Here is a 12,933-nt window from a genome sequence, read left to right as displayed (position 1 = left end):
CTCGGGGTTAGAGGCGCAGCTTGTTCAAGGTTTGGCTGCTTTAACTTCCGCAATGCTAGACCAATTAAAAAAGAGATAACCTCGTCTCAACATTGGATTAGGGAGACTTTAGTTTTTGACTCTCAATTTCGGGTTGCACTCAATTTCGGGTTGCACTCAAGTTTAGGTCTGCATCTTTTAACGTTTTTAGAACTCTTCTTTTTCGCCATAGCCTTTGGTGATAATGGACCATCGGTTGAGATGTTCCTGTTGGCCGGTACTCCTCCTTCAAAGAAGGTATCTTTCGAGAGCGCGATGAAGGAGGAGTATTTGAGGTGAGCTGAATTATTATTGGATAGCTATTTTGAGAGCAATCTTTGGATCTTGTAATTGAGATCTATCTGAACGCGCTAATTGTCTTTTGGATGGCTGAGCCAATTGCCTAAATTCCAATGGTTAGTTGGAGATTTGGAGCGTGCTATTTGACTACGATTGAGATTTTGCCGCGCGTGTGACCACTCATATTTGACTTGAAGGCGTCAGCGCTATCTTTTAAGGCGTAGCTCTCGGTGACTATCGGTCGAATTTGTTCGGATTCGATCAACTTGGTTAGATGATTTAAGTCTTGGATGCTCGGGCGAACGAAGACATATTTGCCTCCGATTTGAGCGACACTAGCGTCGGCGATAGATGCGACCCTGTTACTTTGCTTTAGTAATTCGATCGGACGGTGGCCTTCTGGACCGCCATTGAGGTCTAAGTACGCGTCCAAACCGCCTGAAGCTTGCTTTGAGATCCCAGCTATCAGGTCTGCTCCGTAGGTTACGGGCTCTGCGCCCAACGATGCAATGAAGTCATGGTTAAGTGGAGATGCACTGGCTATCACGTTCGCCCCGAGTGATTTTGCAATCTGGATTGCAAATGTACCGACTCCTCCAGCACCCGCACTTATAAAGACGGTATCGCCCTTTTGGATACCTAGAGCGTTGACCAGACCTTGATAGGCAGTTAAGCCAGCTAGAGGAACACATGCTGCTTCGGCAAAGGTTAGATTCTTAGGCTTGAGTGCGAGTGTTCTGATTGGGGCAGCAATTCGCTCTGCGAAGGTGCCAGCATGTATGAAATCCATGCGGATGTAGCCATAGACCTCGTCACCCTCTTTTATTTCAGAGGCGGCGGGTCCTTTTGCCGCTACTACGCCAGAGGCATCCCAACCTGGGATGATAGGAAAGGTTGTATACAAGACCTGGTCTAGGTATCCAGCAGTAATCTTCCAATCGACTGGATTGACCGACGTTGCTGAGATATCGACTAAAACTGAGTCTGGACCTACCTTGGGTTCAGGTACTTCTCCATATTGAAGGACATCAGCATCGCCGTAGTTTTCGTAATATATCGCTTTCATCTGCTTCTTCTTTCTAAACTATCGATTTGTTAAAAACGTATGAGACTGTCCCCTATTCCCACATAGGCACTATCGACCTTCTCTAGGATGGCTAATAGCAGCTATTTGGTACGCTTTGATGCCTGACTGAGTCGTGACGAGGGCCCTTGGCCTTGAGGAGTTTTAAACCTATCCGATTTGGTTTCAACTATAGGGTTCGATCCAATTTGACCATTGTTATGTCAACTTGGATCGAGAGTGTTTTGGTTATCGTGGCTTTTCTGAGATATTGGTTGAAATATTGTGTTCTTTTCATAAAGTTATGAAGTGGACAACCGCTATCTAGTAAGGGTCCATGAGATCAATTCTTGCCTTTGATGAGATTGAAGTTTCAATCGATGAGGTTTGTTGCAGCGATGCATACTACAAGGCTGCAAGTGAAGATTTTCTATGGTTCAATTGCCGGTCTCCTATTGAACTCACTCTCTAAATTTAGCAAGTATCGCGTTAGCTATAGGCTCTGGTACCATCTTTGATACATTACCCCCATAGGATGCCACCTCTCGGAGCAGTCGCGACGCTAAAAATGAATATTCAGATGACGTTGGAATAAAGATTGTATCTATCCCGGAGAGTTGTCGGTTCATCTGAGCCATTTGAAGTTCATTTTCAAAGTCAGAGACTGCCCTGAGTCCTCGAATGATAACGTTAGCTCCAATTTCTTCGGCAAGATTTACAACCAATGTAGAGAGCGCGACGATCTCTACATTGTCAAGGTGAGAGACTGATGCCTCTATGAGTTCCTGTCGCTCTGAAAGGTTAAATAGAGCAGATGCCTTTTGAGGGTTTCTCATAGCCGCAACTACCACTTTGTCAAAGAGACGAGATCCTCGCTCGACGACTTCCATATGGCCGTTGTGAAAGGGATCAAATGATCCAGGAAATAGTGCAACTCTCAACTTTTGCTATCCCACCCAACTGATAAATCTTTGTTCATGCCAATATTGCTAAAGAGATAACTCTTATCTCGATCAATCGTATCTAGCTTTGCGCTAACGTGCGAAACGAGACATAGGTATCACCATACACCTTTAGCGTAACCTCGTTATAGTTGGGGTGTTGTGCAATTTGACGATTTGATTCAACTACAAGGAACCGCCCAGGGCGAAGTGAAAATAGATCGTCCCACTCGCTAAATAGGTAAGGGGGATCACAAAAGGCCAAGTCCACAGGGTGATCTACTCGGTTAGCATTTCTCAGGTAAATGAAGGCATTTTGGTTCCAAACTCTAAATTTACAGCTCGATTTTTCCTCTAGGGAGGTGGCTGTACGCAAAAGGGCGTTGGCTGCCATTCGGTCGATATCCACTAGGTCTACCTCGGCGGCACCGCGAGAGGCGGCCTCAAAGCCCAAGGAGCCCGTCCCTGCAAACAGATCTAAAACACTCGCGTTGGCGATTTCAAATTTTCCAAAGAGGGTATCGAAGATGGCCTTGCGCACTCGCGCAGTTGTTGGTCGTGTCTTCTCACTGACTTTTGTGGAGATGGCTTTTCCTTTTGAGCTTCCAGATTGAATTCGCACCCTAGATTTCGCCTTTGGTTAGTTGTTCTTGCACCCCAGATTATGAAGGATAGCGATGAATCTCGTAAGATGATTATCGCCCAAAGACGCTTGATTATCTTGGGAACTGGGTCCTTCCGTCCCTATCAAGATTAGGATAATTTTTCCTTGCAACTGCCGATACTGTTTCTTGGTTTGCTCGTTTTCCTATAACTTTGGTCTCAATTCTGCTCGTTCGATTCAATTGAGATTGCGAGAGGAGATTCTTGTCGTGACTTTTGCCTGCTGATTGTCGGAAGCCGTTTAAGATGACCCATAGAAATTGAAGGAGCAATTAAGGAATGATCATCTGTTACCTGGGACCTAGAGGTACCTCGGACTTTAGGGCAATTTCGTTGTTGAGATCGGTTGAGGGGCCCGAACCGCTTCCTATGTCCTCAATCTCTGATGTGGTTGAGACCGTAAATTACACACCCGGTGCCTTGGGAATTATTCCGCTTGAAAATTCTACCGATGGCGAGATGACCATCAATCTTGACAAGTTGATCTTCGAAGTCGAGAATGTAATGATTCGCGAAGAGGTTGTGCTTGCCGAGAGTATTGATGCATACTGTCTAGATCCAGCAGTCCAGCCAACCACAGTCGTTTCACATCCGCTAATTTTGGATCTGTGTACTAAATATATTAAACAACACTCGCTTGTGACCCGCCATGCTCTTTCAACGGCTGAGGCAGCGCGATATGTCGCAGACAATCGTGATCCTACCGTGATTGCTCTAGCGCCAATGGTGGTGGGGGAGAGTTATGGTCTCTCGCTGGTTGCAAATGCGGTGATGGATGTACCTGATATTCGAACCCGTTATGTGCTTTTGGGTAGGGAAGTGGCACCGCCATCGGGGGATGATCGCACGTCGTTAGTGGTTACTCCGACTTCAGATCGGGTCGGATTTCTATCTGAGGTGGCAGCTATATTTTCACGCCATGGCGTCAATATGAATCACATACTCTCTCGGCCCCTTTCGGCAAAGATTGGCAATTATGCAATGCATATTGTCCTAGAGGGTCATATATATGATGAACAGATATCGTCGATGGTTGGTGAACTATTTGAGCTTGATGCAACCATTAAACTTTTAGGTTCCTATCCGCGGTGGCGAGGAATCGATGTTTCAGTTCCTTCGCCCAACCTTCCAAGAGGTAGTGTTGGGACGTTAGAGGCACTTATTTCCCACAGTACGCTGAGTCGTCGCTAATTTAGAAATATTGTCTCCGGCTAAGTCTTCTCGAGTAAATTGGACTTACTGGCAGGGGATTTGAGAAATTGCTAGTCTAAGGATCTTTCGATTGCCAGGTTTCAAGAGGGTGGGAATTATAGGTTTGGGCCAAATCGGCTCTTCGTTGATGCTTGGACTCAAGGGATCCTATGAGGTTTATGGGTTTGACCTAAGCGAGACGGCTTGCGCCTTTGGGGAGGCTAACGGAATCGAGATAAAGGCTAATTTGATAGAGATTTTGGAGAGTTCCGAAATCGTATTTCTCGCGGTACCATCATTTGAAGTCATTCGACTTCTTGAGATGATATCTGATTTAGCCCTAAAGTCGCCAATTGTCTTGGTAGACATGGCCTCAACCAAATTAGATATCGAAACTAAAGTACTTTCTTTAAACTTTGATTCGCGTTACGTTAGTTACGTAGGCATCCATCCCCTTGCGGGAAATGAGCGACCATCTTTTGAAGGGGCAGAACTCGACCTGTTTCGTGGGCGGACCATGGTTGTATCTTCTGGTAGCGCGAGCGATCCTAGGTCGTCATTGGCCGTAGCACAATTGATAGTTCACGATCTAGGTTCACGTGTGATCTTCGTAAATCCTGCAATTCACGATCGCGTCACCAACTTTACGATTCAGCTTCCTCATGTATTTGCCTATCTGACATCGAGTTTCGCCAATGAGGTCAACGATCAGGTTCTACTGCAAACTCTGTCTGGAAACTCCTTTGCTGGTGTAACACGCGTAGCGCGTAGCTCTCCAGTTATGGTTGGTAGCTTTCTGTATTCCAATAGAGAGATATTGCGCCATTCACTGGTAAATCTTTCGAGCAAAGTGGATGCAATATTGAAAGCGTTGGACGGCGATGATGCGGAGGAGATTATTGAGATATTGAAGCTCTATTCACCCGCTAAAGTCGATCTGATTGAGGAGAGGTTTGCAGAGACTATTGCGCTGGTCGATGAATCGAGCTACCATCTTGCCGTAGATCGATTTTCGCGGGAGCGATATATTCTGGACTCCATTGAGGCGATAGATCAAGAGCTTATAGTCTCAGGCGTGACTACTAGCTCTTGATCTCTCTCGAAGATAGTATTGCTGTGTTAGATCTCGATTTGTACTGCAGCCCGAGATTCTATGATCGGCGCTACATAGTTTTTTATCAGCTCTAGGTGATCTTTGTCATCAGCATAAGCTCGGAATTCCTGTTCACTTTCAAAGTCGACGCAGATGCCTAGATCGCCATTCCCCTGACGCAGTTTGAGGTCTTTGCCTCGAATGGCTTTTGTGAATCCAACGTAGCCGGTGTAGAACTTTGAAAGCTCATCTGCTAGAAGATCGATCGCCTTGGGATCGGTACCCTCTTTGAACTTAAAGATAACCATGTGCCGTAACATTTGTCCGTTTCCTTATCTATCGCGGTACTTCCAGGGCGATCATTATCGATCAGTCCATACAAAACTCCACTCTAGATGCGAATCGATTGACGTGAGCGTCTTAATCAAACTCTATGGCGAGTCGCGGGTGATTTGGCCAGCATTGCTTTTGATCCTTTTAAAGTGTTCCCGATGGCCTAGGCTGGCCGTCTATCTCCGGAGAATATGGTAGCTGTGTGAATATTTTTCGTTTTTGACCTGTTGTGTTGGTTTAGATAGTCGGTTTTTTGTCTCTCAAAACAATTGAAGTTCCTCGATCCGATTTTGGAAGGATAAAACAAGTTAAATGTTTGGGAAAGTTTCTAAGATGACAGGTCCGAATGAGGCGTTAAAAGGTCGAGATGAACCGATCTTTTTAGGCGCACGCCACAGAGTTTTTGGGACGGAACTGTTTGGACCATTCGATCCTAACCTTGAGATTGCAGTTCTTGGAATGGGCTGCTTTTGGGGCGCTGAGAGGATCTTTTGGCAATTGAATGGAGTTGTCTCGACTAGCGTCGGTTACAGCGGGGGTTTTACTCCGAATCCGACCTACGAAGAGGTTTGTAGCGGACGTACCGGTCACGGTGAAGTTGCCCGGATAGTCTACGATCCAAAGATCATTAGCTACGATGAGGTTCTCTCGTCATTCTTTGAGAATCACGATCCAACTCAGTCGATGCGGCAAGGCAATGACGTGGGCTCTCAATATCGCTCGATGGTATTAGCTTCAACCGATGCCCAATATTCCATTGCCAATAGGGCAAAAGAAGCTTATGGTAAGGAACTACAAGAGCGCTCTCGGGGCTTGATTAGGACCGAGGTTGGCCGTTTGGGGCAATACTACTATGGCGAGGCCTACCATCAACAATACCTATATGCCAATCCGAATGGATATTGCAACCATGGCTTTAATGGAGTTAGCTGCACAATCTCGTGGCGATAATGAAGCTTTGGTAGGTTGAGTTGACTTACGTGGGTCAAGATGACAAAGGTAAAAGCTTTAGCCCACACAACAGGCGAGGGTCTCGCAGTGGATTATGGTCGGCCATGGTTTAGGTCTGGCTTTCTCAAAAGAGACCAGGCGTCAGTCCTCCGTCAACGGTTATTGCTTGTCCCGTGATGTACCAAGCCCACTTTGAACAGAGGAAGGCCGCAACTTTACCAAAACTTTCACTGTCTCCCAGCTGAAGAGATGGGACTGTCTTTGCACGTTCTTGTAAGTTGGCTCCGCTGAGTTCGATCAATCTTTGTGTTTGATGAAGGCCAGGCAAAAGTGAATTGACGGTTATGTTATTGGGCGCAACTTCGTTTGATAGAGATTTCAGATATGCAGTCAGTCCAGTTCTGGCCGTATTCGAAAGGGTGAGAGGACTAGATGGAGCCTTCACGTAAAGCGATGTTACCGCGATAATTCGACCGAATCCCCGTTCCACCATATTGGGTATTACGCCTTGGCAGAGGCCAATGGAGGAGAGTAGATTTTGGTTTATCGCTAATCGAAAGTCCGAGAGCGCCAATTGCGATGGCATGGCTGGTCGTGGGCCACCAGCGTTGGCGATAAGAATGTCAATTGGTCCGAGATCCGAAGCGACTTGATCAACTAGGGTGGCTGCGTTTTCGGGTTGAGATAGATTACAGACGAAGCCTTTGGCGCCATGGCCTATTTCGGAGATTGCTTTTTCTAACTTTGCCTCATTCCGTGATGCTATTGTCACTATTACACCTTCGGCTGCTAGTGCATTTGCAATTCCAAGGCCTAGGCCGCTTGATCCACCTGTTACAAGTGCATGTTTCCCACTGATACCGAGTTCCATGTTATAGAAAATAACAGTGACCTGCGAGCCCTAGCATCAAAAAGGGTTAAAAACTTTTGAGAATATCAAAGTTTGATTCTATGCCCGTGGTCTGGGGGACCATGGATAGGGTCGACTCTCAATGCTCGAGGGATTCCGAGGGACTTTTGTGAGACGATTTGATTTTTCCCTAGTGATCCTTCGGTTGGTTTATTTGACTGGATGACTTTAGCCACCATCGAACTTTTTGCCTTCTGGCTATTTGTGACGGTGGCTGTTTGGCTAGCTAGGGGTGATTTGGAGTTGTGCGATCTATCATTTCCATGATCTAATCAATCAAGGCAGCCGGCGGCCAGTCCTAACCGTGCGAGTCCGGCGAGGTCGCCTGATTGGTAGGTAGTCGGGTTGGATTGGTTGTATGGATACATTATTTGACTGTTCTGGGAGGTATGTCCAAGGCCTATAACGTGGCCCAACTCGTGGAGAGCTAGATTTATCGTTTGTCCCTGGGATAGATTGTAACTAGAAGATATTGCTGCTTGGCCAGTTATGTATTCATATTGCCCAGCGCTCGAACTATAGGTAAAGGATGATCCTCCCATACCTACATAGTTGTGGCCGGCCGGTAGGTAATTGGTTTGACCGTTATGTTCCCACGCTACGAGTATCGGTGAAGGGGTGCCATTTTGCCAACCTGGATAGGTAGAGGATGGAAAGGTTGCTGTCGTTCCGTCGAAGACGAAGGTGATACCTGTAGCGTCATGGAGTTCGGCGAAGGCGCTTTTGATAAGTGATAGCCCCCATGAGGGTGCTTCCGAGGTGTTGACGACATAGTGGATGGGAACGCACGGATTGTACCGGACGGGAAGAGATGAACCCGGTTGAGTCTCTAGGAAGCCGAAAGTCCCAGCTGCTGGTGCGCTCTGGCCAATTGGAGGTGATGCTGACGAGAAATGAACTCCGCTGTCGCTGGAAACTCCTTGGCTATTCCATGTCAGTCCTGTCGAGCTTACAAGGCTTTGTCCCGAGGGGTTGATAGCGCTCTGTGAATTAGATGGCGCCACCGGAAGTGGTGTTGGTAATGGTGTATTTTTATTAAATGTATAGCCTTCCCCGTCTTGTCCTGAGAGAAGGTATCCATTCGATCCAGATGGTGCAATTGAAACGACATCTGAGATGCCTTGACCACCCTCTGAACCCCAAAAGGCTGCGTCTCCATAGGTGAAGATTCCACCGTCGCTTGCGACCAACCAATAGCCTTTTCCATCTGGAGTAGATGCCATTCCAACTATTGGCTTATTGAGTGGTATTGCTCCGGCTGAACCATAAAAGGCTGCATCTCCATAGGTGAAGATTCCACCGTCGCTTGCGACCAACCAATAGCCTTTTCCATCTGGAGTAGATGCCATTCCAACTATTGGCTTATTGAGTGGTATTGCTCCGGCTGAACCATAAAAGGCTGCATCTCCATAGGTGAAGATTCCACCGTCGCTTGCGACCAACCAATAGCCTTTTCCATCTGGAGTAGATGCCATTCCAACTATTGGCTTATTGAGTGGTATTGCTCCGGCTGAACCATAAAAGGCTGCATCTCCATAGGTGAAGATTCCACCGTCGCTTGCGACCAACCAATAGCCTTTTCCATCTGGAGTAGATGCCATTCCAACTATTGGCTTATTGAGTGGTATTGCTCCGGCTGAACCATAAAAGGCTGCATCTCCATAGGTGAAGATTCCACCGTCGCTTGCGACCAACCAATAGCCTTTTCCATCTGGAGTAGCTGCCATTCCAACTATTGGCTTATTCAGATTCGAGATTGCAGGGTTCAACTGTCCAGGTGAAACAACTGGGGTTACTCCGTCGGCTGTGTTGCCTAAAAGGGAGTTTTTCCCCTTGACTGAGGCTGCTGTGTTTTGAGAGTGGTGATAGCTGGATGTATTTTCGAGTCCAATTCCAAAAGTCGCTATCAGGGTGGACGCCACCATTACAGTCGCCTTTGTGCGGCTTGGGTGTCCTGGTGCTAAATGGCTACTTTTGTCCTTCCACGTCATTGGAGTCCTTTCCGACTGTGGGTTGTATTCTGCTCTAAGCAACGGACGTTTTGTGGTTGACCTTGAGCAAAATATCACCTAAAGTGATAAGAAAGCAGATCACAAGGATTAATTGCATGATATAGCGATATCTGCTGATCTATTGCAGTCGATGAGTGATAAATAGTGCTATGAGTAGTATAAAATAGGCGCGATAGTGATTGGAGTTATAAAATCCAGGTCGTCATTTGCGGAAATCTCTTGTTCTCTGTCGCTCTTTATCCGTCTTGACCCCTTTGATCTTGAAATTACCAGGGAATTTCCCTGCCTCTTGATAGCTTGTATTTCCCAAGATAACAAGCGGAGCGCTTCGCTGCGTTGTTTGGCGATTGGCCATAGTCTTAGAATTACCACTTCTAGTGATTTAGTCTATGGCGATTAAAAGTAGTAATTAGTTGGTGCCAACTTCGCTTGAGTTAGATCCTGTACTTGTCTTGGAGGTAGTCGCTACCACTTTGGAGTTGGGACTTTATGTAAAAATTTCGTCGGATCCCACTGGGATCGTTTTGTTGCATCTGCCAATGTGGGTCTGAGAGTTTAGTGATTACTTGTATTGGTGTCGTCTCTATTAGGGGCTTTGAGTGTCTTGTGGTGAAACTATGGCTATCGACATGTGGTTTTAGGGTTCATAATTAAGCATCGGGCCTCCGTCTATTTGACGAAGGCCCGATGCTTGGGTTTTTGGGTTGGGAAACTGTGTCTATCGTTAGTTTTTGGCGTTGCGCACTATCACCAACGGAAAATTTGCATGATGAGCGAGTTGCTGGGAGACGGATCCTAGCATGAGTCCAGTGAATCCTCCATGGCCTCGTGATCCAACTACGACGAGGTCAGCGTTGTTTCCACGTTCAATGAGTGCCACTGCTGGAGGTCCTTGGCGGATTGTTGACTCGATCGTAATGTCGGGATAGCTCTCCTTGGCCTTCGTTGTAATCTCGTCTAGGAACTTTACACCATCTTTTTCAAAATCATCTAATTGGCTTACATATCCGCCATATGCCATTGTAGGCAATCCCCAGATGTGAACTATTTCCAGCACTGCATGACGTAGTTTGGCTTCTTCTGCCGCAAATTCTAAAGCCGCCTTCGAGGACGGTGAACCGTCTACACCAACAACTACCCTCGAAAATTCTTTTCTGATCGACATTTCTATCATCTCCACAATAGGTTCGTTCGCATGCCAACATTATCGCACACTTATAAGAAAAAATGAATTGCCATATTGCTATTTGTTTTAAGGACATTAGTCCCTAAGCCTTTTTTACTAGGGATTGTTCCTAGGATTTTTTCATAGAGCCTGTGTATCGACTATGAAAGCTGATTTATGGAGGATTGCGCCACCGCCTAAACTTCATTTTAGATAGATTGAACTCATCTGTTAATTGAAAATCAGAGCGGGAGGAGCTATTGACTGTGCTGTAGTAACGACGGTAATTCAACTAGGGTACTCTTGCGTAAAATGAGCCTTTTAATCTTCAAGTCGACGATTTTTGGGTTGCATCGATCGCCAACGATCGTCATCAGGCAAAGCTAATCGTGGTCCTTTAGTCGCTTTCGCTCAGAGAGACGAGCCGCATATGCTGCTGCTTCACTTCGGTGCCCCATCCCAAGTTTGGAAAGCATGTTTGAGACGTAGTTCTTTACGGTCTTTTCGGCCAAGAACATCTCGTTGGCAATCTCGCGATTTGTCATTCCCTCTGCTATAAAGTTAAGGATCTTGCGTTCTTGAGGTGATAGTTTTGATAGAAGATCGTCTTCTGGTTCGGGGCTTCTAAGTCGTTGTAGGACTCGTGCTGTGACGGCGGGGTCGAGAAGGGACTCGCCATTGTGAACTCGACGAATACCATCAATAAGATCGGAACTTCGAATTTGCTTCAATAAATAGCCGGCTGCTCCCGCTAAGATTGCCGAGAAAAGTGCTTCATCGTCAGAAAAAGATGTGAGCATTAAGCATCCTATCTCTGGCGATTTGGTCTTTATCTCTCTACAGAGCTCGATTCCATCACCATCTGGAAGTCGCACATCTAAAATTACGACTTGAGGTTGCACTGCTGGGATTCGCGCCAACGCATCAGCAACGCCCCCCGCTTCTCCAACGACTTCTATGTCGCTTTCCACGTCGATTAAGCTCGCGAGGCCACGTCGAACTACCTCATGATCATCTACCAAGAATACACGTATTGCCACATGACTTAAACTAATCTAAGATAGCAAATGAACGGCATTTGGATATTAATGGAGTCATTTGACCCTATTCGAATTGAAAATAAAAGTTTCAAGGGACTTGTATGCCTGTACCTGTTATTTATCGTTTGGGGTGACTTCTTACGCGAAATTGTAGGGCTTTAAGGTGGGTTTGGATGTGCCAATAGCCTCTCTGGACAAGACGTCCTCTCAAATAGGATAAAGGAACGAATGAGGCGCGATACCAGGTGAGTTCTATATCGATTGAAACAGGATTTTCGCGCTGGTTTCCTCTAGGGAGATCTGTTTGGGTCTTCATTTGGCAGCCCGTTCATTGCAGTTTTACCCATTAAATTACCCTAAGGGAATGTGATGATTTCAACGATTATGGTCGCAATCGACCAAGATGATGCATCCAAAGCAGCATTGTTATGGGCGATAGAACTTGCTTCGATCCTTTCAGCGAAGGTAGTTGGCGTCCATGCTTGTGGATTATTGAACCAAGATTCGAATGGCTCTATCACCCCGACCAAGGGTCACATGGATTCGATCAGAGAACGTTTTGGCAGTGAATGGGCTAAGCCTCTTTCTGATTCGGGGTTAGACTACGAACTCGTTTTGCGGGATGGTAACCCAGTTTCGGTGCTACTTATGCTTGAAAGTGAAGTCGGCGCGGACTTGATCGTTGTGGGATCTCGTGGCCACAGCGTAATTGGCGGATTGATCGACTCCACATCACATCACGTCTCGGAGGCCGCTCGTTGCCCCGTTGTAATAGTTCATCCGCCCTTGTAACAAGGGTAGCTTTCTCCTTGGAGAATGTGATTTAAGCAATCTCGACCATTTGGCCGACGCTATGGAGTGATACTTGCTTTTCTAGGAAGGCAACTGCCTTACGATGGGCAGTTCGTGAACTGTTCGAAGCTACTTGGTTCACATATCTATCACCGCGGTACCGAGTTGGTCCGAGACATAAGGGTAACTTGGTGTGTTCGTGGAATTTTGCCTTGGTTAGGTTCAGATTTTTTAGATTATTTTTCCTATTCGAAAGCCGCTGGTGGTTTAGGTTTGAATTAGCGAAGCTGCCAGGCCAAGGAGTCTTTAAAGATTATGGGTGCGCCGATTTTAGAAATGAATATCGGTCAGAGCGCTATTCATACGAAAGCTGTTGCAGGTAACTTATTGAGATATCGCCTGATCCGTTACGGTTTGGCCCCTAGCGGGGCTAATATCACCCTAAGGGGTTCACATTACTT

General features: G+C 46.4%; 12 protein-coding genes. 4 read left to right on the top strand and 8 right to left on the bottom strand.

The features are described from left to right. Positions 1 to 457: 457 nt before the first annotated feature. From ACIDITHRIX25_RS85495 to ACIDITHRIX25_RS85485, 3 genes are all read right to left on the bottom strand, one after another. A complete protein-coding gene (locus tag ACIDITHRIX25_RS85495; RefSeq protein ID WP_201733620.1) occupies positions 458 to 1,384 on the bottom strand; it encodes an NADP-dependent oxidoreductase in 927 nt (308 codons plus the stop codon). A gap of 458 nt (positions 1,385 to 1,842) precedes the next feature. Beyond that, complete coding sequence (gene coaD, locus ACIDITHRIX25_RS85490) at positions 1,843 to 2,322, bottom strand: pantetheine-phosphate adenylyltransferase (RefSeq protein ID WP_082058826.1); 480 nt, start codon at positions 2,320 to 2,322, stop codon at positions 1,843 to 1,845. An 82-nt stretch (positions 2,323 to 2,404) separates the two neighbouring features. Further along, positions 2,405 to 2,944, bottom strand: coding sequence for an RsmD family RNA methyltransferase (locus tag ACIDITHRIX25_RS85485; RefSeq protein ID WP_052604607.1), 540 nt, complete (start codon positions 2,942 to 2,944; stop codon positions 2,405 to 2,407). Between the two features lie 320 nt (positions 2,945 to 3,264). Here ACIDITHRIX25_RS85485 and ACIDITHRIX25_RS85480 point away from each other — a divergent pair, with 320 nt between their 5' ends. Next, positions 3,265 to 4,176, top strand: coding sequence for a prephenate dehydratase (locus ACIDITHRIX25_RS85480; protein ID WP_052604606.1), 912 nt, complete (start codon positions 3,265 to 3,267; stop codon positions 4,174 to 4,176). Positions 4,177 to 4,267: 91 nt separating this feature from the next. After that, positions 4,268 to 5,269 (top strand): prephenate dehydrogenase, encoded by a 1,002-nt coding sequence (locus ACIDITHRIX25_RS85475; RefSeq protein WP_052604605.1) that lies wholly within the window; start codon positions 4,268 to 4,270, stop codon positions 5,267 to 5,269. 26 nt (positions 5,270 to 5,295) lie between these two features. On the opposite strand, the gene ACIDITHRIX25_RS85470 is transcribed toward ACIDITHRIX25_RS85475, so the two are convergent. Beyond that, entirely contained in the window at positions 5,296 to 5,589 is a 294-nt protein-coding gene (locus ACIDITHRIX25_RS85470) for a Dabb family protein (RefSeq protein ID WP_201733619.1), read from the bottom strand. A gap of 325 nt (positions 5,590 to 5,914) precedes the next feature. On the opposite strand from ACIDITHRIX25_RS85470, the gene msrA reads away from it, so the two are divergent. Next, on the top strand, positions 5,915 to 6,553 hold the full coding sequence (gene msrA / locus ACIDITHRIX25_RS85465) for a peptide-methionine (S)-S-oxide reductase MsrA (RefSeq protein ID WP_052604603.1): 639 nt from the start codon (positions 5,915 to 5,917) through the stop codon (positions 6,551 to 6,553). 124 nt (positions 6,554 to 6,677) lie between these two features. Here the strand turns inward: msrA and ACIDITHRIX25_RS85460 are convergent, their stop codons facing one another. From ACIDITHRIX25_RS85460 to ACIDITHRIX25_RS85445, 4 genes are all read right to left on the bottom strand, one after another. Then, positions 6,678 to 7,424 carry an SDR family oxidoreductase gene (locus ACIDITHRIX25_RS85460; RefSeq protein ID WP_201733618.1) on the bottom strand — a complete coding sequence of 249 codons (747 nt, stop codon included), beginning with the start codon at positions 7,422 to 7,424 and terminating at the stop codon, positions 6,678 to 6,680. Positions 7,425 to 7,735: 311 nt separating this feature from the next. Further along, a complete protein-coding gene (locus ACIDITHRIX25_RS85455) occupies positions 7,736 to 9,454 on the bottom strand; it encodes a matrixin family metalloprotease (RefSeq protein WP_201733617.1) in 1,719 nt (572 codons plus the stop codon). 745 nt (positions 9,455 to 10,199) lie between these two features. Further along, a complete protein-coding gene (locus ACIDITHRIX25_RS85450; protein WP_201733616.1) occupies positions 10,200 to 10,640 on the bottom strand; it encodes a universal stress protein in 441 nt (146 codons plus the stop codon). 383 nt (positions 10,641 to 11,023) lie between these two features. Next, complete coding sequence (locus ACIDITHRIX25_RS85445; RefSeq protein WP_052604009.1) at positions 11,024 to 11,680, bottom strand: response regulator; 657 nt, start codon at positions 11,678 to 11,680, stop codon at positions 11,024 to 11,026. Between the two features lie 369 nt (positions 11,681 to 12,049). Between ACIDITHRIX25_RS85445 and ACIDITHRIX25_RS85440 the strand changes: the two genes are divergently transcribed. After that, the gene (locus tag ACIDITHRIX25_RS85440; protein WP_201733615.1) at positions 12,050 to 12,472 is read left to right on the top strand and encodes a universal stress protein; all 423 of its coding nucleotides are present in this window, start codon (positions 12,050 to 12,052) and stop codon (positions 12,470 to 12,472) included. The last annotated feature ends 461 nt before the right edge of the window (positions 12,473 to 12,933 follow it).

The organism is Acidithrix sp. C25 (assembly GCF_904848545.2).
This window is presented reverse-complemented; position numbering and strand designations above follow the sequence as displayed.

What these genes read in the sequence shown, in the direction of transcription:
- ACIDITHRIX25_RS85495 (WP_201733620.1), bottom strand. Translation starts at nt 1,384, where the DNA reads ATGAAAGCGATATATTACGAAAACTACGGCGATGCTGATGTCCTTCAA.
- ACIDITHRIX25_RS85480 (WP_052604606.1), top strand. Translation starts at nt 3,265, where the DNA reads ATGATCATCTGTTACCTGGGACCTAGAGGTACCTCGGACTTTAGGGCA.
- ACIDITHRIX25_RS85470 (WP_201733619.1), bottom strand. Translation starts at nt 5,589, where the DNA reads ATGTTACGGCACATGGTTATCTTTAAGTTCAAAGAGGGTACCGATCCC.
- msrA (WP_052604603.1), top strand. Translation starts at nt 5,915, where the DNA reads ATGTTTGGGAAAGTTTCTAAGATGACAGGTCCGAATGAGGCGTTAAAA.
- ACIDITHRIX25_RS85460 (WP_201733618.1), bottom strand. Translation starts at nt 7,424, where the DNA reads ATGGAACTCGGTATCAGTGGGAAACATGCACTTGTAACAGGTGGATCA.
- ACIDITHRIX25_RS85455 (WP_201733617.1), bottom strand. Translation starts at nt 9,454, where the DNA reads ATGACGTGGAAGGACAAAAGTAGCCATTTAGCACCAGGACACCCAAGC.
- ACIDITHRIX25_RS85450 (WP_201733616.1), bottom strand. Translation starts at nt 10,640, where the DNA reads ATGTCGATCAGAAAAGAATTTTCGAGGGTAGTTGTTGGTGTAGACGGT.
- ACIDITHRIX25_RS85440 (WP_201733615.1), top strand. Translation starts at nt 12,050, where the DNA reads ATGATTTCAACGATTATGGTCGCAATCGACCAAGATGATGCATCCAAA.